The 25,688-nt window shown below is 67.8% G+C and carries 24 protein-coding genes and 1 tRNA gene; 15 read left to right on the plus strand and 10 right to left on the minus strand.

Annotated features, from left to right (window positions below):
• Positions 1 to 8: 8 nt before the first annotated feature.
• On the minus strand, positions 9 to 800 hold the full coding sequence (locus tag ACNQR1_RS02135) for a transcriptional regulator (RefSeq protein WP_418043726.1): 792 nt from the start codon (positions 798 to 800) through the stop codon (positions 9 to 11).
• A gap of 385 nt (positions 801 to 1,185) precedes the next feature.
• On the opposite strand from ACNQR1_RS02135, the gene ACNQR1_RS02140 reads away from it, so the two are divergent.
• Positions 1,186 to 1,479 carry a WhiB family transcriptional regulator gene (locus ACNQR1_RS02140; protein WP_418043728.1) on the plus strand — a complete coding sequence of 98 codons (294 nt, stop codon included), beginning with the start codon at positions 1,186 to 1,188 and terminating at the stop codon, positions 1,477 to 1,479.
• Positions 1,480 to 1,711: 232 nt separating this feature from the next.
• Here ACNQR1_RS02140 and ACNQR1_RS02145 read toward each other — a convergent pair whose 3' ends face one another.
• Positions 1,712 to 1,978 (minus strand): DivIVA domain-containing protein, encoded by a 267-nt coding sequence (locus ACNQR1_RS02145; protein ID WP_418043730.1) that lies wholly within the window; start codon positions 1,976 to 1,978, stop codon positions 1,712 to 1,714.
• A gap of 44 nt (positions 1,979 to 2,022) precedes the next feature.
• Here ACNQR1_RS02145 and ACNQR1_RS02150 point away from each other — a divergent pair, with 44 nt between their 5' ends.
• The gene (locus ACNQR1_RS02150) at positions 2,023 to 2,991 is read left to right on the plus strand and encodes a pirin family protein (RefSeq protein WP_418043732.1); all 969 of its coding nucleotides are present in this window, start codon (positions 2,023 to 2,025) and stop codon (positions 2,989 to 2,991) included.
• Here ACNQR1_RS02150 and ACNQR1_RS02155 read toward each other — a convergent pair.
• The 4 genes from ACNQR1_RS02155 to ACNQR1_RS02170 form a co-directional block, all read right to left on the minus strand.
• Positions 2,988 to 3,491: a pyridoxamine 5'-phosphate oxidase family protein gene (locus ACNQR1_RS02155; RefSeq protein WP_418043734.1), complete on the minus strand. Its 504-nt coding sequence runs from the start codon at positions 3,489 to 3,491 to the stop codon at positions 2,988 to 2,990. The genes ACNQR1_RS02150 and ACNQR1_RS02155 overlap by 4 nt on opposite strands.
• An 83-nt stretch (positions 3,492 to 3,574) precedes the next feature.
• Positions 3,575 to 4,732 carry a hypothetical protein gene (locus tag ACNQR1_RS02160; RefSeq protein ID WP_418043736.1) on the minus strand — a complete coding sequence of 386 codons (1,158 nt, stop codon included), beginning with the start codon at positions 4,730 to 4,732 and terminating at the stop codon, positions 3,575 to 3,577.
• A gap of 1 nt (position 4,733) precedes the next feature.
• Complete coding sequence (locus ACNQR1_RS02165; protein ID WP_418043738.1) at positions 4,734 to 7,193, minus strand: hypothetical protein; 2,460 nt, start codon at positions 7,191 to 7,193, stop codon at positions 4,734 to 4,736.
• Positions 7,190 to 9,118 (minus strand): hypothetical protein, encoded by a 1,929-nt coding sequence (locus ACNQR1_RS02170; protein ID WP_418050242.1) that lies wholly within the window; start codon positions 9,116 to 9,118, stop codon positions 7,190 to 7,192. Before ACNQR1_RS02170 ends, ACNQR1_RS02165 begins: the two co-directional genes overlap by 4 nt.
• Before the next feature lie 227 nt (positions 9,119 to 9,345).
• Here ACNQR1_RS02170 and ACNQR1_RS02175 point away from each other — a divergent pair, with 227 nt between their 5' ends.
• The 3 genes from ACNQR1_RS02175 to rfbA all read left to right on the plus strand — a co-directional run bounded on the left by ACNQR1_RS02175 (position 9,346) and on the right by rfbA (position 11,747).
• Complete coding sequence (locus ACNQR1_RS02175; protein WP_418043740.1) at positions 9,346 to 9,978, plus strand: nitroreductase family protein; 633 nt, start codon at positions 9,346 to 9,348, stop codon at positions 9,976 to 9,978.
• A 30-nt stretch (positions 9,979 to 10,008) separates the two neighbouring features.
• On the plus strand, positions 10,009 to 10,782 hold the full coding sequence (gene ygiD, locus ACNQR1_RS02180) for a 4,5-DOPA dioxygenase extradiol (RefSeq protein WP_418050243.1): 774 nt from the start codon (positions 10,009 to 10,011) through the stop codon (positions 10,780 to 10,782).
• Positions 10,783 to 10,880: 98 nt separating this feature from the next.
• A complete protein-coding gene (gene rfbA / locus ACNQR1_RS02185; protein WP_418043742.1) occupies positions 10,881 to 11,747 on the plus strand; it encodes a glucose-1-phosphate thymidylyltransferase RfbA in 867 nt (288 codons plus the stop codon).
• A gap of 347 nt (positions 11,748 to 12,094) precedes the next feature.
• Here the strand turns inward: rfbA and ACNQR1_RS02190 are convergent.
• Positions 12,095 to 12,177 (minus strand) — tRNA-Leu (locus tag ACNQR1_RS02190).
• 274 nt (positions 12,178 to 12,451) lie between these two features.
• Between ACNQR1_RS02190 and ACNQR1_RS02195 the strand changes: the two genes are divergently transcribed.
• The 7 genes from ACNQR1_RS02195 (at position 12,452) to pknB (ending at position 22,139) form a co-directional block, all read left to right on the plus strand.
• Complete coding sequence (locus tag ACNQR1_RS02195) at positions 12,452 to 13,894, plus strand: DUF3662 and FHA domain-containing protein (protein ID WP_418043744.1); 1,443 nt, start codon at positions 12,452 to 12,454, stop codon at positions 13,892 to 13,894.
• Between the two features lie 131 nt (positions 13,895 to 14,025).
• Entirely contained in the window at positions 14,026 to 14,493 is a 468-nt protein-coding gene (locus ACNQR1_RS02200) for an FHA domain-containing protein FhaB/FipA (RefSeq protein WP_029110475.1), read from the plus strand.
• Positions 14,494 to 14,524: 31 nt separating this feature from the next.
• The gene (locus tag ACNQR1_RS02205; protein WP_418043746.1) at positions 14,525 to 16,036 is read left to right on the plus strand and encodes a PP2C family protein-serine/threonine phosphatase; all 1,512 of its coding nucleotides are present in this window, start codon (positions 14,525 to 14,527) and stop codon (positions 16,034 to 16,036) included.
• Complete coding sequence (locus ACNQR1_RS02210) at positions 16,033 to 17,448, plus strand: FtsW/RodA/SpoVE family cell cycle protein (RefSeq protein WP_418043748.1); 1,416 nt, start codon at positions 16,033 to 16,035, stop codon at positions 17,446 to 17,448. The genes ACNQR1_RS02205 and ACNQR1_RS02210 overlap by 4 nt, the downstream gene beginning before the upstream one ends.
• On the plus strand, positions 17,445 to 18,923 hold the full coding sequence (pbpA, locus tag ACNQR1_RS02215) for a D,D-transpeptidase PbpA (RefSeq protein ID WP_418043750.1): 1,479 nt from the start codon (positions 17,445 to 17,447) through the stop codon (positions 18,921 to 18,923). The genes ACNQR1_RS02210 and pbpA overlap by 4 nt, the downstream gene beginning before the upstream one ends.
• A 73-nt stretch (positions 18,924 to 18,996) precedes the next feature.
• Positions 18,997 to 20,274 carry a protein kinase domain-containing protein gene (locus ACNQR1_RS02220; RefSeq protein ID WP_418043752.1) on the plus strand — a complete coding sequence of 426 codons (1,278 nt, stop codon included), beginning with the start codon at positions 18,997 to 18,999 and terminating at the stop codon, positions 20,272 to 20,274.
• The gene (pknB, locus tag ACNQR1_RS02225; RefSeq protein ID WP_418043754.1) at positions 20,271 to 22,139 is read left to right on the plus strand and encodes a Stk1 family PASTA domain-containing Ser/Thr kinase; all 1,869 of its coding nucleotides are present in this window, start codon (positions 20,271 to 20,273) and stop codon (positions 22,137 to 22,139) included. Before ACNQR1_RS02220 ends, pknB begins: the two co-directional genes overlap by 4 nt.
• Here pknB and ACNQR1_RS02230 read toward each other — a convergent pair.
• Complete coding sequence (locus ACNQR1_RS02230) at positions 22,117 to 22,791, minus strand: aminodeoxychorismate/anthranilate synthase component II (protein ID WP_418043756.1); 675 nt, start codon at positions 22,789 to 22,791, stop codon at positions 22,117 to 22,119. The genes pknB and ACNQR1_RS02230 overlap by 23 nt on opposite strands.
• Before the next feature lie 31 nt (positions 22,792 to 22,822).
• The gene (locus ACNQR1_RS02235; RefSeq protein ID WP_418043758.1) at positions 22,823 to 23,572 is read right to left on the minus strand and encodes a DUF881 domain-containing protein; all 750 of its coding nucleotides are present in this window, start codon (positions 23,570 to 23,572) and stop codon (positions 22,823 to 22,825) included.
• A 94-nt stretch (positions 23,573 to 23,666) separates the two neighbouring features.
• Between ACNQR1_RS02235 and crgA the strand changes: the two genes are divergently transcribed.
• Together crgA and ACNQR1_RS02245 are read left to right on the plus strand one after the other, a co-directional pair.
• Positions 23,667 to 23,951: a cell division protein CrgA gene (gene crgA / locus ACNQR1_RS02240; RefSeq protein ID WP_418043760.1), complete on the plus strand. Its 285-nt coding sequence runs from the start codon at positions 23,667 to 23,669 to the stop codon at positions 23,949 to 23,951.
• A gap of 155 nt (positions 23,952 to 24,106) precedes the next feature.
• The gene (locus ACNQR1_RS02245; RefSeq protein WP_418043761.1) at positions 24,107 to 24,523 is read left to right on the plus strand and encodes a PH domain-containing protein; all 417 of its coding nucleotides are present in this window, start codon (positions 24,107 to 24,109) and stop codon (positions 24,521 to 24,523) included.
• Positions 24,524 to 24,599: 76 nt separating this feature from the next.
• Here the strand turns inward: ACNQR1_RS02245 and ACNQR1_RS02250 are convergent, their stop codons facing one another.
• Complete coding sequence (locus ACNQR1_RS02250) at positions 24,600 to 25,127, minus strand: peptidylprolyl isomerase (RefSeq protein ID WP_418043762.1); 528 nt, start codon at positions 25,125 to 25,127, stop codon at positions 24,600 to 24,602.
• A gap of 144 nt (positions 25,128 to 25,271) precedes the next feature.
• Here ACNQR1_RS02250 and cwsA point away from each other — a divergent pair, with 144 nt between their 5' ends.
• On the plus strand, positions 25,272 to 25,670 hold the full coding sequence (gene cwsA / locus ACNQR1_RS02255) for a cell wall synthesis protein CwsA (RefSeq protein WP_418043763.1): 399 nt from the start codon (positions 25,272 to 25,274) through the stop codon (positions 25,668 to 25,670).
• Positions 25,671 to 25,688: the final 18 nt, after the last annotated feature.

The following is a 25,688-nucleotide window of genomic DNA, read 5'->3' on the forward strand; positions in this document are numbered from 1 at the left end:
GGATCTGGTCAGCGCATCGCGCCGATCAGCCCCTCCAGGGCATGGACTGCGGGTGCGTCGATGGGATATTCCGCCTCGGCGCGGGCCACGGTGTCCTCGGAAACACCTGCGGCCGTTGCAGTCTCACCGATCGTGAGATTGGCGTGCCGTCGGGCGGCGTACAGGCGCTGCCCGAGAGTGGCACCGGGAGCGGTGGCCGCGCGGGTGGTCAGCTCATCGATCTGACGCCGCACCGCGCTGAGCGCCTTGATCAGCGCGGGAGTCACCATGCTGAGCCGCGCGGCGCGGGCGGCCACCGCCTCGAGCTGACGTAGGTCAGCCAGCACCGACGTGACCCGCGGGGTGAACTCGGGTTCTCCGACGGCGGGCAGCGTGGCGATCGTCGACTCCAGGGTGCTCACCGCGGTCAGGACCGCCTGGGCGATCAGCGGTACCTCTTCGCTGGCCGGCGGCGTGGTCGCCAACGGCCCCGCCATCGGCTGCGCGGTGACGACGGTCGGCGATTCCACAGGGGCCGGAGGAGGCAGGGCCGGATCGGGTACCGGGCCACCCTGGCGCAGCCGGGCGATGGTGCCCGGCGGCCAGCGCAACACCTCTTCGAGCTTGAGCCGGGTGCGCTCTCGGGGCCAGCTGCGGCCCTTCTCGAACGCGATGAGGGCCCCGGCGTTGATGATCCCGTCGGCGGCGAGACTGCGCTGACTGATGTCGAGTTCGCGGCGCCTGGCCGCGGCTGCGGCGCCGGCGCGGATGAGTCCGACATCGAACTCGCCCGTGGCGAGATCGTACTCAGCGTCGGTCATACGGGGCTGTTTCCTCGCCGATGTGCTCAGCCTCAGCCAGTGCTGAAGCGGTTGCCGGGACCCGTCAATCCTAACCCCAGACCGAAGCACCGCTACGCAATGGGTTTTTCGCTTTCGTAGCAAACAACCCCTACGCTACGGCTTCCCAGCAGGACAAACCGTACTGCTGCTACGGGTACATGAAGGTACCCACGGGCGTTCTGACGTGCGGTTTTAGATCTAAAGCCACTTTTCCCTGGTGATTCCCCATCGTTACCAATGCAAATTTCCGTAGCGTTGCACCGCTGCGGTTTGCACCAAACTGTTGCATCGCTACGGTTCTTGCTATAGCGTTCCCCCCAACGCGGAAGACACCGCAACAAAAGTCCTAAACAGGAGCAGCAGCATGAACGCACTCATGGCCAACGGCATCCCGCTCGGCGTGTGCACCAGTGACCCGGAGCGGTGGACCTCCACCCCCGACGATCAGGCCAAGGTCATCTGCCGCGAATGCCCGCGGCGTTGGCTGTGCGCCCGCGAGGCCTGCGAACTGCCACGCGCCGAAGGAGTTTGGGCCGGAATCATGGTTCCCGAGGCCGGCCGTGGCCGCAGCTTCGCGCTCAAGCAGCTGCGATCGCTGGCCGAACGCAACGGCTACCCGGTACGCAAACTCGGCCTGGTCTTTCCTGAAGCCGCCTGATCCTCGATTCCGCGCAACACACGAGATCTTTTCTGGCCCTTGCGCTGCCGATTCGAGGGGACGGCAGGGCAAGGGCAGGTTTCCACCGGGGGAGGAATAGGGGCCCGGGGTATGTCGTTACACCAGCTGACGGTGTCGGGCATTGCCCCGGGCCCCACACCAGAATCGTCGCTTCGAGCGACCACTCGCCGAGAGGCGCAGTGACGGCACCGTCCCCCAACTTCTCCTTCGACTACTGCTCCAGCGTGGCGACCACCGCATCGAGCAGCGAGTCGACTTCGTCTTCGTCATAGCCGCGCTGAAACATCGGCGGCTTGGGGAAAATGATGTTGCGGACGTCCTCGGCACCCAGATGCCCGCGCCCGTCGAGCCTCCGGGCGACCAGCGCAATGAAATCGTCCACCGACTTCTTGTCGTATCCCCGCTTGCCCAGCGGCGGCTTCGAAAACTCGGTGCTGCGAACATCTTCGGCTGTCAATCCCCCGGTCATGCCGGTCATGCTAATCGCGCCCGGTTCACTCGAACACGGTTACCGTGAGGTTCATGAGCAACACCGATACGGCGCCCGCCGAAGTCACCTGCGCCAACTCGGAGTTCACCGGTGTTCTGCATCCGCGGGAGGTGCCGCTGGGCGGGCCGCGCGCGATGCTCGTCCGTCGCACCCTGCCGCAGCGGGACCGGTCCATGATCGGTGCCTGGTGCTTCGCCGACCACTACGGTCCGCACGACGTCCGATCCGCCGGCAGGGGCATGGATGTACCGCCACATCCCCATACCGGGTTGCAAACGGTGAGTTGGCTTTTCGAAGGCCTGATCGAACACCGGGACAGTGCGGGAGTCCATGCCATGGTCCGGCCGGGTGAGCTGAACCTCATGACGGCCGGCGCCGGGATCTGCCACTCGGAGGTCTCGACGCCGGAGACGACGATCCTGCACGGCGTGCAACTGTGGGTGGCCCTGCCCGACCCCTCCCGCGACACCGACCGCGACTTCGCGCACTACGCGCCGCCGCCTCGGATCCTCGACGGCGCCACATTGCGGGTGTTTCTCGGTGAGCTGGCCGACTCGACGTCCCCGGTGCACACCTTCACGCCACTACTGGGCGCGCAGATCGACCTGGATCCCGGAGCGATGCTGACCTTGGATGTCGACCCGGGATTCGAACACGGCGTCCTGCTCGACCAGGGCGTGATCGAGGTGTGCGGCACCACGCTGGCGGTCGCCGACCTGGCCTACCAGGCGCCGGGGCGCGCACAACTGCGGTTGGCCAACCGCGGCGACGGGCCGGCCCGGGCCATCTTGCTCGGCGGGCCACCGTTCACCGAGGAACTGGTGATGTGGTGGAACTTCGTCGGCCGCAGCCATGACGACATCGCGACCTACCGCGAACTGTGGCAGGCCGGCGACGTCCGGTTCGGCGATGTGCAGGGTTACACCGGCCGTGTCGCGCGGTTACCCGCGCCGCCCCTGCCCAATGGACGGCTCAAGCCGCGACCGCGCCCGTCGGGCTAGGCGTTCAGATACTGAGCGGTGCTGCCGCCCACCGGCATCTCGGGCAGCCCGAGCTTGCGGTGGTCCCAGCTGCGCTGACGGCTGGGGACCACCCGCACCGCGATGCGGTTGTTCATCATCTGGTCGACGAACGGGCGCATCTCCTCGGTGTAGGGCCCGGTGTAGCGCTCCCACACGCTGATGCCCACGCGCAGAATCGTTTCCGGATCGTCGATGATCTCTGCGGTGCCGTCGATCGACACGCCGCGCAGGGTGTCGTAGGTGTCGCCGTCCTCGATCATCACCGTGATCGTGGGGTCGCGACGCAGGTTGACCGCCTTCTGCGACTTGGCCTTGGTCTCGAACCAGATCTCGCCGTCGAGCACCGCGTACCACATGGCGACCAGGTGAGGTCGGCCGCTCGGCAGCACCGTGGCCATCGTCGCGGTCCGACTGCGTTCGATGAATTCGGCGATCTCATCGTCGCCCATGACGATCTTCGTGCGCTCGTTCTTGCCCACCTGTCACCTCTCTGCTCGGTCAGCCCACCATAGCCACGGGGTCACCCGGCCCCGAGAACGCGGTCGCTAACCCGACCGGCCGGCTACAGCACGCCGAATTGCGAAGTCACCCAGCGCACCGGATCCACGCACCGGAAGGGGGCAATACCCCTGGCGTGCAGACGATTTCCGTTCGGCGGATGCCCCAGCGCGGACACCGCGAAGTACCGGCTGGCCAACCGCGCACCCAAAGACGGGTTCTCCACGCCCGCGACGATCGAACCGCCGTGCAGGCGGACCAGCAGGCTGCGCACCTCCTGGTCGAGGAGCTGACCGTCTGCGTCGTCGTAGTGCTTGCCGTCGGAGGTGTCTCGCAGGAAGGCCGCTCCCCCGTTCGACATCACCAGCGCCCATTCCGACCCCTGCACGTCCCGCAGCGCCCGCAGCACATCGAACTTGGACAGGATCACCGCCAGCTTGGGCTGACCGGGGTTGACCGCCAACAGCAGATTGCCCAGCACCGAACGCGGTTCCCCACCGCTGAACGGCTGCGGCGGCAGCAGGTCCTGCAGTTGATCGCGGATGGCCTTGACCCGCAACGGGTCGAACATGAAGAACACCGCATCGGCGTGGGCGAAGAACTGGAAGGGCGCCGCGCGCAGGTCACCGTTCTCGAGGTCCTCACCCGCCACGTCGCGCAGCACCAGGAACCGGCGGATCCCGTGCCAGACGCCGATCGAGAACACCAGTGGCTCACGCTGATTCGGGGCCTGGGTGTGCACCGTCGGGGTGGGTGGCAACAGGCCCCGCTGGACGTACAGCGGCCCCTCGTAGTTGGCGGCGTAGTTCTGGGCGGTGGCCCGGGTGACCGGTTCCATCACCACCCCGAAGCGCTCGCACAGCAGTTCCAGCTGCTTGACCAGCACTGCGATGTAGAGGCTCTTGCCCGTCGCGCGCGCGCCGGCCAGCGCGATGCAGATCGCGTGTCCCTCGCGGAAGCCGTCGGGCAGCGTGAAGTGGCAGACCGGGCAGATCTCCACCGCAGGTCCCTGCAGCGCCCGGCTGGCCTCGGACGTCGGCGGCGGCGGCCCGTTGTAACCGGGGGTGCGGGTCCACGTGTAGAGCGGTCCGCAATCGGCGGGTGCACCGACATACGCCGAGGCGACGTCATCGCGGTACCGGGTGCCCCCCGCCTGGGCAGGCAACGTCCACAGATGGTTGTTCGGGCTCAATACGGTGAAGCACCGCGGGCATTTGCTCATGTCAGCCCCGGCTCCCCCTCAGTCGCTCCGCCAGCGACGGTTGCTCACCCCGCCGCGTCAACAGCCTGTTCACCATTTTGCGGTATCCGCGCATCGTCCCCTCAGAGGCATCGCCCGACATCTGCGCCATCAACACCACCACGGATTCCGCGTCGGCGCCGCCCATGGTGGCCGCCACCTGCCCTGCCAGCACACCGGCGAGCTGATCCACCGGGTCGAGAGCGCGTGTGCCGGACTCGGCCGCGGCCGCCCGGAGCAGGCTGATCGCCACCACCGTCACCGGTGCCAACTGTCCGCCGTCGACCAACGGCAGCACCCGGGCCACCGCCTGTGCGCCACAACCGTTTTCGACGGCCAACGTGTTGCAGGCCTGCGGATACGGCTGACCGGCAAGCACGCCCAGCAGCGCGAACGCCAGCAGCCGCACCGAGAAATCCGGGTGCACGGACCCCGGCTCCAAACCGGCCAGGACGTGGTCCCACAACGGCACATAGGAACTCTGGTGGGTGTGCAGATAGCGCTGATGCAGCCACTCCCGCGGCTCGATGTGGCGCACCGCCGCACAGGCCACCGCCACGTTGTCGCCGTTGTCCTCGATCACCTTGCCGGCCAACTGGTGCAATGCGGCCGAGTCCGCAGCCCCCACCAGGGTGCGTAACGCGGCCATCCTGGGTAGCGGCTCGGTCCCGATGGCCAGCAACAGATCGGCTGGATTCCACACCGAGGCCGCTGCGGCAGCCGCGAAGTGCCCGGGCTCCGTCATCCGCAGCCACCACAGTTGCGCGCCGAGGTCACCGGCGAGTTGTGGTCCGTGCCGACGGGACCGCAAGCCGCGCAGCGCGGCCCGGATCCACACCGGATCCCCGGGCTGCGCGCTCGCGAGCTCCGCGGGCACCGGCACCGGAGCCGCCTCGGCCAGCCAGTCCAATACGTCATCGTCGATGGCGGTGCCCTCGGCGTCGACGTCGCGGAGCAACCATGCTGCCAGCGACAGCCGGTCCGCCGGACCGATGCGCGTGCGCACCCCCGGATCCGCCAGGCCGGGCAGTACGGCGTCGGTCAGCGCCGCCGTCAGCCGGTCGTCGGCGACCCCGGCCCGCAACAGCAGGTCGACGACCCGCAGCAACCGGTCGGGACCCTGCTCCCGGCTGCGTTCCAGGGCCGGGCCGATGGCCACCCGCAGCGACGAAGGTATTGGTTTCCCGTGAAACATTCTCGGCCCCAACGGGATTGGTCCGCTTTGGGCCATCCAGGTGTCGTCGGCGATGGCCCGGGCGAAGTAGGTGGCGTCGGCGAACGCCGCTCCTGCCCCATCCTGCAACTCGTGCACCACCCGCCAGGCGTCGGCCGTCGTGGTGCCGATCACGGCGGCGAGCACATCGGCGATGATGTGCGCGGCTTCAGACCCGACCAGCGCACCCGACGGGGAGTGCCCGGCGATCACCTCATGGGCCTCCACCTGCGCGTCGGCGAATTCCGGACGCCCGGCCACCGCCATGGCCATCGGCCACGCCGGGTGCAGCCCGTCATCGCGCACCTGACCTGACAACGTGTCGATGTCGTCGAGCACCCGCCGGGCCGAGGCCACGTCGAGCAACACCACCTGTGCCATCACCGACCACCGGGTCACCGCGATGCGGTGTCCGCCCGCGGTGCGGTGCGGATCGCCACCGAGCTCACCCAGCGATACGGTCTCGGTTTCGCTGATCACGACCATGCCGGGTTCGACCGCGACGAGGTCCTCGATCGGCACCGCGCTGAGCACCTGACCATTGTGTGGCGCCACCTGCTCTGCGCGATCGAAGGTGGAGAAGCTCAGTGCCGCTGCGGTGCCGGGCGACATCAGGAAACTCACGAGGCCGATCCACTGCGCTGCCGCATCCGGAGACTGCACGCCCAGCACCACCGGCGGGCCGCCTGCCAGCGCCGCGGCTACCGCATCCATCAGCGCGAACAACGTCGCCAACCGCCAGGTGACGGTGTCCAGCGCGAAAGTAACCACGCTGTCCTTCGTCACCGCGTTGCCGAGCTCGGGCAATGTCCCGGGCAGTGCGGCACGGGCCACCGCAGCCGCGCCGAAAGGCTGCAACCAGTGCGGAGACCGCCACCGTTGGATGGCCCGGTAGCGGGGATGGGTGTCGGGCGCGCGGTCCAACAGCGCGTGGGCGAACACGTTGCCCGGCCGGCCCGTGCTGTCCGACCCGGCCGGGAAGGTGTGCCAGTAGCCGGCGGCGTCACCGAGGTGGCGGTAGGCCAGCCGGCGCGGGCCGTGCTCGAGCTGCTCGGGGGTGGGGAAATCGGGCATCTCGCCCACCGGACGGAACACCGTGCGGACGCCGGCGATCAACGCCTGCGTCTCCGCCGGCGTCAGACCTCCGCTGGTCTCCTTGACCTGCCAGCCGCCGACCGTCCCGACGGCATCGAACGACGTATAGGCGAGCTGGCCGTAGCGCGACGTCATAGCACCGTCGCGGTGAGCTGCAGGGTCTGCACCGGCGGGTCCAGCAGTGCAAGGGTCCGCAGCTGGGCCGGGTCCGGGATGTTGAGGAACAGCCGGATCCAGCCGTGCAGGCCGCTGACGTTGGCGGCCCACAGTTCGCCGCTGCCCGACGCCGTCAACGCCGTCCAGCGCAACTGCTTCGACGGCTGGTCCGCCAACTGCCCGTTGGCGTCCAGCGGCGCCACATCGACCGGCGCGCCGTCATGCACGCTCAACGGCATCCGCTGAGGGTTGTTGACCAACACGAACGACGGCGAGCCGGGGATGTCGTACTCCGAACGCACGGCGACGGTGGCCGTGTTGGGAAAACCGTTGGGATCACGCCCGATTCGCACCGCGTACTGCAGCCGCAACATGCCCGGGTACTCGACGCTGGCGACCGGCCCGGTCACCCGCCGGCCACCGGAGAACGCCACCGGCGCCAGGTGCAGCGAGCATCCGCCCACCGGGAGCGCGCCGGTCAGGTGCATCCCGCCGTATTTCTCGTAGTCCTCGAGTGAGATCTCGAAGGATCTGCCGGTCAGGCCGGCTCGGGGGTCGTAGCCCGTGGCCGCCAGGGTCACCACCACCCCTGCCGCCCCGTCGGGCCACTCGAACGTCAGCACCTGCTTGTTGCAGTACTCGGCGAGTTCGATGTCGCGGATCGCGCCGGTGCGCACCGCCGACACGGTCCGGCCCAGCACGGCCCGCCCGGCCAGGATCGTCACCGGCGTGAGGTAGGCCCGGCTCCAGCCCTGCGGCCACGCCACCCCCGCGATCATCGAGCGATGGCTGCCGTCGGGCAGTACCTGATCCGTCGCCGATTGCCGCAACCGCAGATCCGGGGTGAGCCCGACCTGCTCGAGCGCGTTCTGGGGCAGTTCGGTGGAAACGCCACCGGCACTCGGACCGGTCTGGCTGAGGTAGATGACGACCTCAGCCCCGGGCGCGGCCCACGACACGTCGAACGACTCACCGTCGAGACCGGTGTCGACCGCGATATCGGTGACCGCAGCCAGTACCGCCGACACCTCGACGTCGACGTCGGCGGGCTCCGAGTACTGCACGGCCCCGTCGACGGTGACGGCGCAACGCACCCGGTAGCGGTAGCGCATCCCCCGGGCGGCGCCGGAGTCGACGAAGCCGGTCCGATGCTCGCCATCGGCGAGGATCCGGTAGCGCGCCTCGTCGATCCCGGTTTCATCGGCCGCGTCGCGCGGGATGCGGTACACGTGCACCGAACTCGTCGCGGGTGGTTCCGTCCACTGGCCGATCACCAGGCCGTTGTCCTCACGGACGGACACGTCGCCGAGTGGCGCGACGAACACCCCACTGGCATGCAACACCGGCCGGGTGCTCAGGGCATCCGCACGCGACGTCCCGGTGATCACCCAGACCTGGTAGTAGCGCACCGGCCCGGTCAAGGGCCGGTCGTCACTGGCCGCCGACAACGGCGTGGCCGCGACGAGGTCGGCGTTCTCCGGGGATTTGGGCGCTCGGTCTTCGCCGCTGACCACCCGGTAGAGGACCACTCCCCCGTTGGCCTGGTAGTCGGGCCAACTCAATTCGACGACGTCGGGCCGGGATTCACCGTGGCGGAACGCGATGGCGTGCACGTCAACGCCTGCGGGTACCACTGGCTCCGGCGGAGTGTCCGCAGTCCCGGATTCCAGCTCGGCCAGCAGCCGGGCCATCGCTTCGGCATGGTCGGCCACCGAGCCCGGCAGCATCTCGCGGATCTGCTCGACATCGGTGCGGCCGGACTTCAGGACCAGGCGCAGATGCGCCTCTTTGAAACTGCGGGCCGCGACCGCGCCGGAGTCGACCAGCTGCTGGCGCCAGGCCAGCAGCGGCGCCAAGCGGGGATCCGCGTCGTCGGGATCGTCGACGGGATACAGATCGGGCATCAGAACACCAAATCCCCGCCGGACGTGATCGCTGCGGATCACTTGCTCCGGCAGCTCGAACAGCGCGAACTCCTGAGGTGCCAGACCCACACTGGCCTGCACACCCGGAAACGCTACCGCAGCGGCGGCCCTATGACCCTCACATGGTTGGCCGGGCCGACGCGATGGGCTTGTGCGCCACCGCATGTGTCCGGCACATTCGGATGGGCCGCGATCTGAGGGGGGACATGTCATCTGCCAGCGACGACATCTGGGAAGTGATGTCGACATCGCGGACCATCCGGCGGTTCACCGATGAACCGGTCGACGACGCGACCCTGGCCCGCTGCCTGCAGGCCGCGGCGTGGGCACCGTCGGGGGCGAACGCGCAGGCCTGGCGGTTCGTGGTGTTGCGTTCGGCCGAGCAGCGCGCGGTGGTGGCGAAGGCCGCCAAGCAAGCGCTGGCCGTCATCGAACCCGTCTACGGCATGACCCGGCCGGCCGAGGACGACGCCAGCCGGCGCGCCAGGACCAACCGCGCCACCTATGAATTGCACGACCGGGCAGGCGAGTTCACCTCGGTGCTGTTCACCCAGCAGCGCTTCCCCACCGCCTCGGAACTTCTGCTTGGCGGATCGATCTTTCCCGCCATGCAGAACTTCCTGCTCGCGGCCCGGGCCCAGGGGTTGGGCGCCTGCCTGACCAGCTGGGCCTCCTATGGCGGGGAGCAGCTGCTGCGCGAGGCAGTCGGGGTACCCGCGGACTGGATGCTGGCAGGCCACGTCGTGGTGGGCTGGCCGCGCGGATCCCACGGTCCGGTGCGCCGGCGCCCTGTCGGCGAACTGGTCTGCACGGACCACTGGGACAACCCGTCGACCTAGGCTCGGTTCATGGGTCCGGCACCTGCACTCATGCCCGCGGCGTTCATCGGCCACGGCAGCCCGATGAACGCCCTCGAATCCAACCGCTTCACCGCGGCCTGGCGCGATTTCGGGCAGGCGGTGCCCCGGCCCCGCGCGATCCTGGTGATCAGTGCGCACTGGTACATCAACGCCACCGCGGTCACGGCGATGCCGCGCCCGCGCACCATCCACGACTTCTACGGATTCCCGCGCGAGCTGTTCGACGTCCGATACCCGGCGCCGGGGTTGCCCGAATTGGCCGAGGAGGTCAGCGACGTGGTGCACCCGACCTGGGTGGGTGCCGACGTGGACAGCTGGGGTATCGACCACGGCACCTGGTCGGTGCTGGTGCACGCCTTTCCCGATGCGTCCATACCTGTTGTGCAACTGGCGATCAATGCCAACGAACCGGCCGAGTACCACCTGCGACTCGGTGCGAAGCTGGCGCCGTTGCGCGAGCGCGGAGTGCTCGTGGTGGGCAGCGGCAACATCGTGCACAACCTCGCCGGGATGGACCCCGGGAAGCCCGAGCAGGGATTCGCCTGGGCCGAGCGCTTCGACGATGCCGCCCGCCGACAACTCACCCACTCCCCTGCCGACGTCCTCACCCTCGAGGCCCACCCCGACTATGCGTCCGCGGTTCCCACCCCGGACCACTTCATCCCGATGCTGTACTTCGCCGGGCTGGCCGGTGCCGCATCCGATTCCGCCCGCTCGGTCGACGCCATCGTCAGCGGCTACACCTACGGCTCGCTGTCGATGACGTCCTACCTGCTGCGTTGAGGCTGTTCATTCCGGCGAGGCCGCCGGTGCCCGCACGATAAGGTGTCGGCGTGTTGTGCCATGACAAGCCGGCAGACGGCGTCGGGGTGTAGGCAGGCATGCGCGGAATTCTCCTGGCCGGCGGGTCCGGCACCCGGCTGCATCCGATCACCACAGGTGTCAGCAAGCAGTTGCTGCCGGTGTACGACAAGCCTCTCGTCTACTACCCCCTGTCCACCCTGATCATGGCCGGGATCCGCGACATCCTGGTGATCACCACCCCTGTCGACGCACCGGCGTTCCAGCGCCTGTTGGGTGACGGCTCGGCCTTCGGGGTGAACCTGAGCTACGCCGCACAGCAGGAGCCCGAAGGCCTGGCCCAGGCGTTCGTGATCGGGGCCGACCACATCGGCACGGATTCGGTGGCACTTGTATTGGGCGACAACGTCTTCTACGGCCCGGGGTTGGGTACCAACCTGCGCCGGTTCCAGAATGTCAAGGGCGGAGCCATTTTCGCGTACTGGGTGGCCAACCCGGCCGCCTACGGCGTCATCGAGTTCGGCGAGGACGGCACAGCACTGTCCCTCGAGGAGAAGCCGGCCGTCCCCAAATCGCAGTACGCCGTGCCGGGACTGTACTTCTACGACAACGACGTCATCGAGATGGCCCGCTCGCTCCGTAAGTCGGCGCGCGGCGAATACGAGATCACCGAGATCAACCAGACCTACCTGAACCAGGGCAGGCTCTCGGTCGAGGTGTTGGCCCGCGGAACGGCGTGGTTGGACACCGGCACCTTCGACTCACTCCTGGACGCCAGCGATTTCGTCCGCACCATCGAACGCCGCCAAGGATTGAAAATCGGTGTGCCCGAGGAGATCGCATGGCGGACCGGCTACATCGACGACAATCAGCTGGCCGCCCGCGCCAAGGAACTGCCCAAATCCGGGTACGGCGATTATCTGCTGCAGTTGTTGGAGCGTAAGTAGTCACCTGCGCCCGGCTACAGCAATGGCGGCTCGAACAAGGCCGGCGATGCAATTCGATCGGCATCGGCCGCGGCGGCATAAAGGACGACCGTCGCCTATTGGACCCGCCGACGATATGCGCCTTCCCGCCAAAGGATTCACTCGCGCAATTCAGCACGCACCGTAGATCGGCAGCCTCCGCGGCGAAACTGTGGGGCGCCTTCAGTGGCACTCGGTGGGGTGGTCTCGTCTCGCGCGCCGCACGATCCGGTGCCCGGCCGGTGCGACGGCAGTCGGCCCGAAACACGAAGGCCGTGAACTCAGTTGAGTTCACGGCCTTCGTCGCAGTTCATCTGAACCGCTCTGTGTGGGCGAAGGGGGACTTGAACCCCCACGTCCCGAAGGACACTGGCACCTGAAGCCAGCGCGTCTGCCATTCCGCCACTCGCCCGAATGACCGGGGAAGCGTAGCACTGCGAGCGCGCAGTTCCCAAACCGGCCGATCAGCAGGTCGATCAGACGGTCAGGGGACTGTCAGAGAATCCTTAAGCTCATCTAGATCAGGTCACTGACCTGCAACGATCGGATTCTCAGAGTTCTGTTGGTCCCGCATTACGGCACTAGGCCGATACCATGCTTGTGAGCAGTGTGGCCAGAGCGACACGCGGGAGCACGGGTGGCCGTGTCGAGGCGACGAACGACAACGAGAAAAGGCGGGCGGTGACATGGGTCTGGTCGACCGCATCGAACGCAAACTCGAGTCGACCGTCGGCGATGCGTTCGCCCGGGTCTTCGGCGGCTCGATAGTGCCTCAAGAAGTAGAGACGGCGTTGTGCCGGGAAGCCGAGTCCCGGGCCCGTACCGTGGCCGGTGGACAAGTTTTGGCACCGAACGACTACGTAATTACGCTCAGTGGCACTGACTATAAGAAAGTAAGCGCCGATACTGACCTGACCTCGACCGCGTTCGCCAGACATCTGGGGGGATTCATTCGTGATCAGGGGTGGCAAACGTATGGTGAAGTGGTCGTTAGATTCGAGCAATCACCGAACTTGCACACCGGACAGTTCCGCGCCCATGGCGCGGTCAACCCCGATTCGACCGCTGGCGAATCCGCGCGAGCCCAAGGCGACCATGCGTTCACCGCAGAATCAGGAGAACCACCTATGACCGATAACCCGAATTACCGCGGCGGCCAGGGACAAGGGCGGCCCGGCGACGACTATTACGACGACCGCTACGGCCACCCGCAGGACGATCCCCGCGGCGGCCAGTACCCGCCTGAGCAGGGCGGCTACCCGCCTCAGGATCAGGGCGGCTACCCCCCGCAGCAGCGCGGCGGCTACGGCGGCGACCGGGGTGGATACCCCGATCAGGGCGGCTACCCGGACCAGGGTGGATATCCGGATCAAGGCGGCTACCCCGATCAGGGCGGGTACCCCCCGCAGTCCTACGAGCAGCAGCGTCCGCCCGCCGGTTACGGCGGCCAGCCGGGCGGCGGTTACGACCGCGGTTACGGCGGCCAGCAGGGCGGCGGTTACGGCCAGCCCGCCCAGGGCGGTCAGCCCGGTTACGGCGGCGGCGAGTACGACTACGGACGGCAGGACCCGCGCCAAGGCGGCGGCTACCCCGAACAGGGTGGCGGCTACGGCGGCGGCCAGCCCTACGGACGTCAGGACTACGGCCAACAGCAGGACTACGGCCGCGGCTATGCCGAGCCCCAGCAGGGCGGCTACCCCGAACAGGGCGGCTACGGCGAGCCTGGTTATGGCGAGCAGGGCGGCTACGGCGGCGGCGAGTACGGCGCACCGCCGCAGGGCGGCCCGGCCGGGTACGGCGGCCAGCAGGGCGGGTACGGCGGCGGCGACTATGCCGCCGGCGGCGCTGCGGTCACCCTCCAGCTCGACGACGGCAGTGGCCGGACGTACCAGTTGCGCGAGGGTGCCAACGTGATCGGCCGCGGCCAGGACGCCCAGTTCCGTCTCCCCGACACCGGGGTGTCACGCCGGCATCTGGAGATCCGGTGGGACGGCCAGGTCGCGTTGCTGTCAGACCTCAACTCCACCAACGGCACCACGGTGAACAACGCGCCGGTGCAGGAGTGGCAGTTGGCCGACGGCGACGTGATCCGGCTGGGCCATTCCGAGATCATCGTGCGCGTGCACTGAGCGTCTGAGACCGGACACACCTGAGTGGCAAGCACCCCGCTTCGCCCTCACGGCGATCACCGTCCAAGTATCGTGACGTTGCCGACGGTAGCTGAGCGATACCAGTGGGGCGGATACGGAGAGGACGTCAGATGCAGGGGTTAGTGCTGCAGCTGACGCGTGTCGGATTCCTCCTGCTGCTGTGGCTGTTCATCTGGTCGGTGTTGCGCATCCTGCGGACGGACATCTACGCGCCCACGGGCGCGGTGATGGTCCGCCGGGGTTTGGCTCTCCGCGGTTCCCTGCTGCCGAGTCGGGACCGACGCCATATCGCGCGGCAATTGGTGGTCACCGAGGGCGCACTGGCCGGCACCCGCATCACGTTGGGTGCCCAGCCGGTGCTGATCGGCCGTGCCGACGACTCCACTCTCGTGCTCACCGATGATTACGCTTCAACGCGCCACGCCCGGCTCTCACCACGAGGTTCGGAGTGGTACGTCGAGGACCTAGGATCGACCAACGGCACATACCTTGACAGGGCGAAGGTGACAACAGCGGTAAGGGTTTCAATCGGGACACCGGTTCGAATCGGTAAGACGGTAATCGAGTTGCGTCCGTGACGCCCCGCATGCGAGGAGCGCGAGACACACTATGACCCTCGTACTCCGATACGCCGCGCGCAGTGATCGCGGACTGGTTCGCGCCAACAATGAGGACTCGGTGTATGCCGGGGCGCGGCTGCTGGCGCTGGCCGACGGCATGGGCGGCCATGCCGCAGGCGAGGTGGCCTCACAGCTCGTCATCGCGGCTCTGGCGCATCTCGACGACGACGAGCCCGGCGGCGACCTGCTCAGCAAGCTCAACACCGCAGTCGGCCAGGGCAATTCCGCGATCGCGGCCCACGTGGAGGCCGACCCCGAGCTCGACGGCATGGGCACCACGCTCACCGCGATCCTGTTCGCGGGCAACCGGCTGGGCCTCGTCCATATCGGCGATTCCCGCGGTTATCTGCTGCGCGACGGTGAGCTGACCCAGATCACCAAGGACGACACGTTCGTCCAGACGCTGGTCGACGAAGGGCGCATCACCGCCGAGGAGGCCCACAGCCATCCGCAGCGATCGCTGATCATGCGGGCGCTGACCGGGCATGAGGTCGAGCCGACCCTGATCATGCGTGAGGCCAAGGCCGGTGATCGCTACCTGCTGTGCTCGGACGGTCTGTCCGATCCGGTCAGCCAGGAGACCATCCACGAGGCCCTGCAGATCGAGGACGTCGCCGAGAGCGCCGACCGGCTGATCGAGCTGGCCCTGCGCGGCGGCGGCCCGGACAACGTGACCGTGGTGGTCGCCGATGTCGTCGACTACGACTACGGACAAACCCAGCCCATCCTGGCCGGCGCTGTGTCCGGGGACGACGATCAGTCCGCGCCGCCGGACACGGCTGCCGGACGGGCCTCGGCGTTCAATCCCCGCCGCAATGAGCCCAAACGCGTGGTGCCCCAGCCGGCCGAACCGGCCCGCCGGCCTCGATCGCGTCGCCGGTTCCTCATCGCCGCCGTGCTGCTGGTACTGGTGCTCGTCGGCGGCCTGGCCATCGGCCGGGAGATCATCCGCAACAACTATTACGTCGCCGAGCACGACGGCACGGTCTCGATCATGCGGGGGGTGCAGGGCTCCTTTCTCGGCGTCTCCCTGCAGGAGCCTTATCGCCTCGGCTGCCTCAACGCCCGCAATGAACTCTCGCTGATCAGCGCCGACGACAACCAGAACCAGCGCGACTGCCGGTTGATGGCGATCGACGACCTGCGTCCCTCGGAGCGGGCTTCGGTGAAGGCCGGTCTGATCGGCGGCACCCAGGACGAGGCCATCGAGCAGATCACCAAGCTGGCACGAAGCTCGGTCCTGCCGGTGTGCGCTCCGCGTACCGCCACGCCGACGTCGAAGCCCACCCCGGCACCCAGCCCGTCACCGTCACCCGCGCCTTCGCCGGGCCCGATGCCGACCCCCACGCCCAGCGCGGAGCCACCTGCCCCCGAGGCACCCGCGCCCGACGCACCTGTGCCTGGCGCCCCGACCCCGGCTCCCCCGTCGCCGTCACCTACCGTCACCGCACTGCCTCCCCCACCACAAGAACCGGGGAAGAACTGCCGAGCCGTGTCATGACGACTCAACCCCAGTCGCCGGTTACCGTCATGCCGCCGCTACCCAATCGGCGCAACGCGGAACTGCTGCTTCTGGGGTTCGCGGCCTTCATCACCACGGTCGCACTCCTGATCGTCGAGGCCAATCAGGAACAAGGTCTCAGCTGGGACCTGGTCCGCTACGTCCTGGCCTTCATCGTCCTGATGGGCGCCGCACACCTGGCCGTGCGCCGGTTCGCCCCTTACGCCGACCCGCTTCTGCTGCCGGTCGTGGCAGTGCTCAACGGACTGGGCCTGGTCATGATCCACCGGCTGGACCTGGCCAAGGGTGAGATGACCTCCGACGGGCTCGGCGGCACCGCCAACCAGCAGATGATGTGGACGCTGGTCGGTGTCATCGGATTCTCCGTCGTGGTGGCACTGCTGACCGATCACCGCATGCTCGCCCGGTACGGGTACATCTGCGCCCTGACCGGCCTTGTGCTGCTTGTCATTCCGGCGTTGCTGCCGACGAAGTACTCCGAGCAGTACGGCGCCAAGATCTGGATCCAGTTCCCCGGCTTCTCGATTCAGCCCGCCGAGTTCTCCAAGATCCTGCTGTTGATCTTCTTCGCGGCGGTGCTGGTGGCCAAGCGCGATCTGTTCACCAGCGCGGGCAAACACTTCTTCGGACTCGACCTGCCGCGGCCGCGCGATCTGGCTCCCCTGCTTCTGGCCTGGGCCGCCTCGGTGGGCGTGATGGTCTTCGAAAAAGACTTGGGCACTTCACTTCTGCTGTATGCGTCGTTCCTCGTACTGGTCTACGTGGCCACCGAGCGGCTGAGCTGGGTCGTCATCGGTCTGGCCCTGTTCGCCGCGGGAAGCGTTGTGGCATACCAGGTCTTCGGCCATGTGCGGGTGCGGGTGGAGACCTGGCTCGACCCGTTCGCCGATCCTGACGGCGCGGGCTACCAGATGGTCCAGTCCCTGTTCAGCTTCGCCACCGGAGGCATCTTCGGCACCGGCCTGGGCAACGGACAGCCCGGGACGGTGCCTGCCGCGGCCACCGATTTCATCATCGCCGCTATCGGCGAGGAGCTCGGATTGGTCGGGCTGGCAGGCGTTCTCATGCTCTACACGATCCTGATCATCCGCGGGATGCGCACCGCGATCGCGGTGCGCGACAGCTTCGGCAAGCTGCTCGCCGCCGGCCTGGCCTCGACACTGGCCATTCAGCTGTTCATCGTCGTCGGCGGCGTCACCAAGCTGATCCCGCTGACCGGTCTGACCACCCCGTGGATGTCATACGGCGGCTCCTCGCTACTGGCCAACTACATCCTGCTGGCCATCCTGGTGCGCATCTCGCACGCCGCCCGGCGGCCCATCACCACCACCCCGACGCCGAACCCCACCCCGATCGCCGCGGCCAACACCGAGGTGATCGAGAAGGTATGAACACCTCCCTGCGCCGGGTGGCAGTCACGATCATGGTGCTGATCGTGCTGCTGTTGGCCAACGCCACGATCACCCAGGTCTTCACGGCCGACGGGTTACGCGCCGACCCGCGCAACCAGCGGGTGCTGCTCGACGAGTATTCGCGCCAGCGAGGCCAGATCACCGCAGGCGGCCAGCTGCTGGCCTACTCGGTCGCCACCGACGGCCGCTTCCGCTTCCTGCGCACCTATCCCAACCCCGACGTCTACGCCCCGATCACCGGGTTCTACTCGCTGGGCTATTCCAGCACCGGGCTGGAGCGGGCCGAGGACGGCATCCTCAACGGCTCCGACGAGCGGCTCTTCGGCCGCCGGCTCGCCGATTTCTTCACCGGCCGCGACCCGCGTGGCGGCAACGTCGACACCACGATCAACCCGCAGGTCCAGCAGGCCGCCTGGGACGCGCTGCAGCACGGCTGCAGCGACGGCCCCTGCAAGGGCTCTGTGGTGGCCCTGGAGCCCTCGACGGGCAAGATCCTGGCCATGGCGTCGTCTCCGTCCTACGACCCCAACCAGCTGGCCACACACGACCTCAACGCGCAGAGCCAGGCCTGGCAGCAGTTGCGCGATGACGAGCAGTCCCCCCTGCTCAACCGCGCCATCTCGGAGACCTACCCGCCGGGTTCGACGTTCAAGGTGATCACCACCGCGGCGGCGCTCCAGGCCGGGAGCACCCCCGACACCCAGCTCACCGCGGCGCCGCGGATCCCGCTGCCCGACAGCACCGCGACGCTGGAGAACTTCGGTGGAGCGTCGTGCGGGTCCGGTCCGACCGCCACGCTGCGCGAGGCGTTCGCGAAATCGTGCAACACCGCCTTCGTCGAGCTGGGTCTCAAGACCGGCGCCGACAAGCTCAAGTCCACCGCCCAGGCCTTCGGCCTCGACTCTCCCCCGCCGGCCATCCCGCTGCAGGTGGCTGAGTCGACCACCGGACCGATCGCGGACGGGGCCGCCCTCGGGATGTCGAGCATCGGACAACGCGATGTCGCATTGACTCCGCTGCAGAACGCGCAGGTGGCCGCGACCATCGCTAATGACGGCATCGCGATGCGCCCGTATCTTGTGGATAGCCTAAAAGGACCCGACCTGGCCACGATCGCCACCACCGCACCTGCCCAAGAGCGCCGGGCAGTGTCACCCCAGGTCGCAGCTACACTTACGGACTTGATGGTCGCCGCCGAGCAGGTGACTCAGCAGAAGGGAGCCATCGCCGGCGTGCAGATCGCTTCGAAGACCGGTACGGCAGAGCACGGGACGGATCCCCGTAACACTCCGCCGCATGCCTGGTACATCGCATTCGCACCGGCTTCCGACCCCAAGGTCGCGGTCTCGGTGTTGATCGAGGACGGCGGGGATCGGTTGTCGGCCACCGGCGGCGCACTCGCCGCCCCGATCGGACGCGCCACGATAGCCGCGGCGCTGCGGGAGGGTTCATGAGTCCGCGAAGGCGACCCCGAGTGAGGATCGCAGCGAGGGACGAGCGAGGACCGGAGCGAGTGGGAGTCGAGCGATGAGCCCTCGCGTTGGAGTCACGCTGTCCGGGCGGTACCGGCTGCAGCGACTGATCGCCACGGGCGGTATGGGTCAGGTCTGGGAGGCCGTCGACTCGCGGCTGGGCCGACGTGTCGCGGTCAAGGTGCTCAAGGCGGAGTTCTCCGAGGACGCGGAGTTCGTCGAACGGTTCCGCGCCGAGGCCCGCACCGTGGCCATGCTCAACCACCCCGGCATCGCCAGCGTGTACGACTACGGCGAGACCGAACTGGACGGCGAGGGTCGTACGGCGTACCTGGTGATGGAGCTGATCAACGGCGAGCCGCTGAACTCGGTGCTCAAGCGAACCGGCCGGCTGTCGTTGCGCCATGCCCTCGACATGCTCGAGCAGACCGGGCGCGCCCTGCAGGTCGCACACACCGCGGGTCTGGTGCACCGCGACGTCAAGCCCGGCAACATCCTGATCACCCCCACCGGCCAGGTGAAGCTGACCGACTTCGGCATCGCCAAGGCCGTCGACGCCGCCCCGGTCACCCAGACCGGCATGGTGATGGGCACTGCCCAGTACATCGCGCCCGAGCAGGCCCTCGGCCATGACGCCACCGCGGCCAGCGACGTGTACTCGCTGGGAGTCGTTGGCTACGAATCGGTTTCGGGTAAGCGCCCGTTCACCGGCGACGGAGCGCTGACGGTGGCGATGAAGCACATCAAGGAGACGCCGCCACCGCTGCCCGCGGATCTGCCGCCCAATGTTCGCGAGCTGATCGAGATCACCCTGGTGAAGAACCCGGGGATGCGCTACAAGTCCGGCGGTCCGTTCGCCGACGCGGTCGCCGCGGTGCGCTCCGGTCGCCGCCCCCCGCGCCCCAACCAGGCTCCGACGCTCGGCCGGGCCGCTCCGGCCGCGGTGCCGTCGGCCGCCCAGGCCCGCGCCGCTGCGGACCTCTCCGGCCGCACCCCCGTGACCGCCACGCGGGCCAGGCCGACCACGGCCGCACATCGACCTGCGCCACCTGCACGGCGTACGTTCTCGTCCGGTCAGCGGGCCCTGCTGTGGGCCGCCGGGGTACTCGGCGCGCTGGCAATCGTGATTGCCATCCTGATCGTGCTCAACGCGCAGGACCGCAAGGATCAGCAGCAGTCACCACCGCCCACGGTCACCGACACGGTGACCCAGACGACGCCCTACCAGACTCCGGCAGCGTTGCCGGACCTGGCATTCCACGTGATCATGCCTAGGGAAGCCGGGGCGGACGCTCAGGCGGTCCCGAAGGCACCGGAACAGATACTGCGATGACGACGCCTCAGCATCTCTCTGACCGATATGAACTCGGTGAAATTCTCGGCTTCGGTGGCATGTCCGAAGTTCACATCGCACGCGATACGCGGTTGCACCGCGACGTCGCGGTCAAGGTCCTGCGCGCCGATCTGGCCCGCGACCCCAGCTTCTACCTGCGGTTCCGTCGCGAAGCGCAGAACGCGGCTGCGCTGAACCATCCCGCCATCGTGGCGGTGTACGACACCGGCGAGGCCGAGACACCCAACGGGCCGCTGCCCTACATCGTCATGGAGTACGTCGACGGTGTGACGCTGCGCGACATCGTGCACACCGACGGGCCCATGTCGCCGCGGCGCGCGATCGAGGTCATCGCCGACGCCTGTCAGGCGCTGAACTTCAGCCATCAGCACGGCATCGTGCACCGCGACGTCAAGCCGGCCAACATCATGATCAGCAAGAACAACGCTGTGAAGGTGATGGATTTCGGTATCGCGCGGGCCCTGGCCGATACCGGCAACAGCGTCACGCAGACCGCCGCGGTGATCGGCACGGCGCAGTACCTGTCGCCCGAGCAGGCCCGCGGTGAAACCGTCGACGCCCGGTCGGACGTCTACTCGCTGGGTTGCGTGCTGTACGAAATGCTCACCGGGGAACCGCCTTTCATCGGCGATTCGCCGGTCGCGGTGGCGTATCAGCATGTCCGCGAGGACCCGATCCCGCCGTCGCAGCGGCACACCGGGATCTCCCCGGAACTCGACGCGGTGGTGCTCAAGGCCCTGGCCAAGAATCCGGACAACCGCTACCAGACCGCTGCCGAGATGCGCACGGATCTGATCCGGGTGCACAGCGGGGAGGCCCCCGAGGCTCCCAAGGTGCTGACCGAATCCGAGCGGACGTCGATGATGAACTCCGGGCCGATGCTGGCCCCGGGTGGCGTGCCCACGCAGAACCTGGTGGTGCCCCGTCCGGCCGACCGCAATGCCTCGGTCGCCCGGTGGCTGATCGCGGTCGCGGTGCTGGCGGTGCTAACCGTCGTGGTGACCGTGGCGATCAACATGTTCGACGGCAAGCCCCGGGACGTGCAGGTGCCCGACGTCAGTGGCCAGAAATCCGCCGACGCCATTGCCGCGCTGCAGAACCGGGGATTCAAGACCCGCACCGAATCCAAGGAAGACAACCAGGTTCGGCCGGAGTACGTGATCAGCACCGACCCGTCGGCCAACAGCATGGTCGCCGCAGGCGATGAGATCACCGTCAACGTGTCGATCGGCCCCAAGCAGGCCCAGATCCCCGACGTCGCCGGCCTGAGCCCGTCTCAGGCCCGACAGAAGCTCAAGGACGCCGGCTTCGAGAAGGTCAAGGAATCGCCGAGCCCGTCGACGCCCGAGCAGAAGGGCCGCGTGCTGGCGACCAACCCGCCGGCCAACCAGACCGCCGGGATCATCTACGAGGTCACCCTCGTGATCGGTTCGGGGCCGGAAGCCACCGCGGTTCCCGACTGCAGCGGCCAGAGCGCCGATGTGTGCAAGCAGATCCTCACCGCGTCGGGATTCACCAGCACGGTCGTGATCGATGTCGACAACACCGCACCCGCGGGGCAGGTCGTCGGCACCGAACCGGCCGCAGGCGCCTCGGTGCCGAAGGACACCCCGATCCAGATCCACGTGTCCAAGGGCAATCAGTTCGTCATGCCCAACCTGGTCGGTCAGGTCTGGGATGACGTCTACCCGCGACTGACCGCGCTCGGCTGGACCGGGGTTCTCGACAAGGGCCCGGATATCAGGGACAGCGGTCAGCGCACCAATGCCGTGGTCACCCAGAGCCCGGCGCCGGGCACCGGGGTGAACCGCGACGCGCGGATCACGCTGAGCTTCGCGTCGTAGCCGCCGCTACGGCGCGAGCCACCTCGGCCTCGAGGGCGCCCACCAGATGTTCCTCGGGGGCGGCACCGCACACGCCCAGCCAGTTGGCCAGCATGCGGTGCCCACCCTCGGTGAGGATCGACTCCGGGTGGAACTGCACGCCGTGAATCGGCAGCGTCCGGTGGCGCACGGCCATGATGACGCCGCCGTCGGTCTGTCCGATGACCTCCAGCTCATCCGGCACGGTCTCGGGCAGGATCGTCAGCGAGTGGTAGCGGGTGGCCGTGAACGGGTCGGGAAGTCCTTTGAGCACACCGGCATCGGCGTGATGGACGACGCTCGTCTTGCCGTGCAGCAGCTCGGGCGCCCGGTCGACGGTGCCGCCGAACGCCACCCCGATGGCCTGGTGGCCGAGACAGACGCCCAGCAGGGGAGTGCCGGCTGCCGCGCAGGCGCGGACCAGGGGGATCGTGGCGCCGGCCCGTTCCGGGGTACCCGGGCCCGGGCTCAGCAGGACGCCGTCGAAATCGGCCGCCACCTCGGCGAGGTCGGCTTCGGTGGCCAGGCGTTCGTCGTCGTTGCGCCAGACCTGCGCGTCCACCCCGAGCTGGCCCAGATACTGGACCAGGTTGAACACGAAGCTGTCATAGTTGTCGACGACCAGAACCTGCATTGACTTAGGCTACCGGCCCCGAAAAGCGGGTTTAGTAGCCGACAGGACCCGCGGGTTTCGCGTAGCGCATCCGCAACGGCTCGGTGTGGCCGGTCAGCTCGACCTCGCCGCGTGGCTCTTCGACATAGCCCAGTCCGAATCTCACCACGTACTGCTTGTAGAGGGTGACGTACGGAGCCGCGGCCAGGGCGGCCTGCATGGCGGTGGCGTCGCCGATCGCGGTGATCACGTAGGGCGGACTGTAGGTCCGCCCGTTGAGCAGCAGGGTGTTGCCGACGCAGCGCGGTGCCGACGTCGCGATGATCCGTTGGTCCTGCATCTGGATGCCCTCGGCACCTGCGCTCCACAGTGCGTTGAGGACGGCTTGGATGTCCTGCTGGTGCACCACCAGATCGTCAGGGGAGGCGTCGCGGGGAAAGCGGCCCTGAGCGTCGCGCTGGGCGTCGTTGAGCGTCACGACCAGGCCGGGTCCGCGCATGGGCACCGTGCCTGCATCGACGGCCAGCTCGGCCGAACGCCGGGTGATGGCTCCCAGCGCCGCGTGTGAACCCGGGGATCCGCCGTGATGGCTGTCGATCGCGGTGGCCAGCGAATCGCGCTGGGCCGTCAGCCGGTCCACCGACTGCTGAGCCTCGCGCACCAGGTCGACCAGGCGGGGCGCGTCGCTGCGGCGAATCTCGTCACCGCCGGAGACCCCGTGTGTGGCGGCCAGCAGCAAGCCGGCGGCCAGGCAGACGACCGGGACGCCGAAGCGCCACGGGGATCGATCCGGTTGGTCCATCGCAGTCTCTCCTGGACGTGCAGCTACGTTAGGCTCGTGAGGCATCCTGCCTCATCGTCGCACCGTGTGACGCCGACTGTCCGCGAAGGTACCCATGCCCAAGTCCAAAGTCCGTAAGAAGAACGATTTCACCATCAAGGCGGTGAGCCGGACCCCGGTCAAGGTGAAAGCCGGGCCGTCGAGTGTGTGGTTCGTCGCGCTGTTCATCGGCCTCATGTTGTTCGGCCTCATCTGGTTGCTGGTTTTCCAGCTGGCCGCTACCAATCCGGTGGACACTCCGTCCTTCCTTCAGTGGATGGCCGACCTGGGTCCGTGGAACTACGCGGTCGCCTTTGCCTTCATGATCAGTGGGTTGTTGCTCACGATGCGCTGGCGCTGACCCCGGGCGACGTCATAATGAATTCATCTTACGTTTTCAGCGTTACCGGTTCAGCAACCTTGGCGATGCTCAATCACATCGTTGTGATTCATCCCCATTGGGGATAGCACCTGTGGATAACTCCATTAGTCGCGGTAAGAGGGTGTGAAGAGCCCGTGCAGCAAACTCATTGGGGCCCACCTGCCGCCGGAGTCGCTGGTTGCGGCATAGCCGGAGTTATGATGGCTATCGCAGCTGTGACCCTGATCACAGACCCGCCTGGACGTGCTCTTGCCGGCATAGCTGGGGTGGGATTGCTCACGTTCGCAACATTGTCGTGGCGGGCCCGACCCAAACTGGCAATGAACCAAGACGGTCTCACGGTCGCCGGTTGGTTGCATACCCGGACATATCGCCGCAATGACATCCGCACGATCCGCATCACGGAGTTCCGTCGGATCGCCCGGAAGGTCCGCCTGTTGGAGATCGACACCGTCGACGACCGCCTGGTGGTCCTCACGAGATGGGATCTGGGAACAGACCCGCTCGACGTCTTGGATGTGCTCACCGAGGCCGGTTACGCGCCCCGTTGAGAAACAGACCCCACACAACACGCGACGCCCCCGTAGTCGGGGGCGTCGCGCATTTATAGGTGCGGGGTTGGGCCCGTTATGACACGGTGACCGATTCGATGACCACCGGCTCGGCGGGACGGTCGGAACGATCGGTGGGGGTGGACGCGATGGCGTCGACCACCTTCTGGGACTCCGGGTCGACGACCTCACCGAAGATGGTGTGGCGCCGGTTCAGGTGCGGCGTCTGGCCGACCGTGATGAAGAACTGGGACCCGTTGGTGCCCGGCCCGGCGTTGGCCATGGCCAGCAGGTAGGGCTTGTCGAACTGCAGCTCGGGGTGGAACTCGTCGGCGAACTGGAAGCCCGGGCCGCCACGGCCGGTTCCGGTCGGATCGCCACCCTGGATCATGAAGCCGTCGATCACCCGGTGGAAGACCGCGCCATCGTAGAACGGACCCGACGTACCGCCCGAGGCATTCTCGGTGCTGTAGTCCTTGGTGCCCTGCGCCAAGCCGACGAAGTTGGCCACGGTCTTGGGAGCGTGGTTTCCGAACAGTGCGATCTTGATATCGCCGCGGTTGGTGTGCAGTGTCGCCGTCGCGGTCTGAATGGGGCTCGTCACGGCTACTCAGTCTGCCATCCCGGCCGTCGGCGGCCGTCAGATACCCCACCAACACCCCGCGACTTGCCCTGAGATGGCAATGTGGATCTCAGCCGACACACCGGCCTCAGCTCACTCCGCCGCCAGTGCCCAGAAAGGTGCCAGATGACCGCGAACGTCGATACCCGGTTGGCCCCCCGTCAGCGTCTAGCCCGCGGTTTGAAATACAGCACCGTCGGGCCGGTCGACGTGACCCGCGGGGTGGTGGGTCTGAGCGCCGACACCGTGTCCGCCGCCGCAGCCGGTCTGCGCAAGCGCTACGAGTCGGGCAAGCTGCGCCGTCAGCTGGCGGCAGCCGCAGAAGCGGTTGCCGCCCTGCCCGTGGTCCTGCAGGAGGCCGCCGCAGACCCACAGCCGAAGCGGCGCCGCCGCCGCCTGGTGATCGCGGGGGTCGCCGCTGCGGTCCTGGCCGGTGGGGCCGTGGCTTTCTCGATCGTGCGGCGCTCCACCCGGCCCGAGCCCTCGCCGCTGCCGCCGAGCGTCGAGGTCAGCCCCAGGCCCTAGCGGCAACCCTGCTGGGCG

The sequence above is a fragment of the Mycobacterium sp. 48b genome (assembly GCF_048282725.1).
Taxonomy (GTDB): Bacteria; Actinomycetota; Actinomycetes; order Mycobacteriales; family Mycobacteriaceae; genus Mycobacterium.

Bases quoted from the DNA above. Each gene is read 5' to 3' on its own strand.
- ACNQR1_RS02170 (WP_418050242.1), bottom strand. From the start codon at position 9,118: ATGCCCGATCTGTATCCCGTCGACGATCCCGACGACGCGGATCCCCGC.
- crgA (WP_418043760.1), top strand. From the start codon at position 23,667: ATGCCCAAGTCCAAAGTCCGTAAGAAGAACGATTTCACCATCAAGGCG.
- ACNQR1_RS02135 (WP_418043726.1), bottom strand. From the start codon at position 800: ATGACCGACGCTGAGTACGATCTCGCCACGGGCGAGTTCGATGTCGGA.
- ACNQR1_RS02220 (WP_418043752.1), top strand. From the start codon at position 18,997: ATGAGCCCTCGCGTTGGAGTCACGCTGTCCGGGCGGTACCGGCTGCAG.
- ACNQR1_RS02145 (WP_418043730.1), bottom strand. From the start codon at position 1,978: ATGACCGGCATGACCGGGGGATTGACAGCCGAAGATGTTCGCAGCACC.
- ACNQR1_RS02175 (WP_418043740.1), top strand. From the start codon at position 9,346: ATGTCATCTGCCAGCGACGACATCTGGGAAGTGATGTCGACATCGCGG.
- pknB (WP_418043754.1), top strand. From the start codon at position 20,271: ATGACGACGCCTCAGCATCTCTCTGACCGATATGAACTCGGTGAAATT.
- ACNQR1_RS02165 (WP_418043738.1), bottom strand. From the start codon at position 7,193: ATGACGTCGCGCTACGGCCAGCTCGCCTATACGTCGTTCGATGCCGTC.
- ACNQR1_RS02230 (WP_418043756.1), bottom strand. From the start codon at position 22,791: ATGCAGGTTCTGGTCGTCGACAACTATGACAGCTTCGTGTTCAACCTG.
- ACNQR1_RS02235 (WP_418043758.1), bottom strand. From the start codon at position 23,572: ATGGACCAACCGGATCGATCCCCGTGGCGCTTCGGCGTCCCGGTCGTC.
- ACNQR1_RS02195 (WP_418043744.1), top strand. From the start codon at position 12,452: ATGGGTCTGGTCGACCGCATCGAACGCAAACTCGAGTCGACCGTCGGC.
- rfbA (WP_418043742.1), top strand. From the start codon at position 10,881: ATGCGCGGAATTCTCCTGGCCGGCGGGTCCGGCACCCGGCTGCATCCG.
- ACNQR1_RS02210 (WP_418043748.1), top strand. From the start codon at position 16,033: ATGACGACTCAACCCCAGTCGCCGGTTACCGTCATGCCGCCGCTACCC.
- cwsA (WP_418043763.1), top strand. From the start codon at position 25,272: ATGACCGCGAACGTCGATACCCGGTTGGCCCCCCGTCAGCGTCTAGCC.
- pbpA (WP_418043750.1), top strand. From the start codon at position 17,445: ATGAACACCTCCCTGCGCCGGGTGGCAGTCACGATCATGGTGCTGATC.
- ACNQR1_RS02205 (WP_418043746.1), top strand. From the start codon at position 14,525: ATGACCCTCGTACTCCGATACGCCGCGCGCAGTGATCGCGGACTGGTT.
- ygiD (WP_418050243.1), top strand. From the start codon at position 10,009: ATGCCCGCGGCGTTCATCGGCCACGGCAGCCCGATGAACGCCCTCGAA.
- ACNQR1_RS02200 (WP_029110475.1), top strand. From the start codon at position 14,026: ATGCAGGGGTTAGTGCTGCAGCTGACGCGTGTCGGATTCCTCCTGCTG.
- ACNQR1_RS02160 (WP_418043736.1), bottom strand. From the start codon at position 4,732: ATGAGCAAATGCCCGCGGTGCTTCACCGTATTGAGCCCGAACAACCAT.
- ACNQR1_RS02150 (WP_418043732.1), top strand. From the start codon at position 2,023: ATGAGCAACACCGATACGGCGCCCGCCGAAGTCACCTGCGCCAACTCG.
- ACNQR1_RS02140 (WP_418043728.1), top strand. From the start codon at position 1,186: ATGAACGCACTCATGGCCAACGGCATCCCGCTCGGCGTGTGCACCAGT.